Source organism: Motilimonas sp. 1_MG-2023 (genome assembly GCF_030547455.1).
In the GTDB taxonomy this organism is placed as follows: Bacteria; Pseudomonadota; Gammaproteobacteria; order Enterobacterales; family CBDFNC01; genus Motilimonas.
Window position 1 is genome coordinate 1 of sequence record NZ_JAUOPX010000345.1, and the last position, 230, is coordinate 230.

At 45.2% G+C, this 230-nt stretch carries 1 protein-coding gene; it reads right to left on the reverse strand.

The features are described from left to right. The coding region (locus Q4519_RS22255; RefSeq protein WP_303516172.1) for a rod shape-determining protein MreC at positions 1–176 on the reverse strand (176 nt) is incomplete at its 3' end. Positions 177–230: the final 54 nt, after the last annotated feature.

A 230-nucleotide genomic window follows, 5' to 3' on the forward strand; every position in this document is an offset into this window, starting at 1 on the left:
GGATCTGGCGACTCACTGGGCCACAGCAGCAGCAAATAGCGAATTCTGTCAAGGGATACGACTGGTTTAGCATCAACACGCGCATAAGGCATGCCTTCATCGTAATCAAAGCGGTCAATCACAGCGATAGGGTAACCTTCAGGAAAACGACCACATAAGACTGACGTCACCAACATGTCGCCTTACTTAAAATCAGTACAATGTGGGATAAATGGAATATATAAACTTTC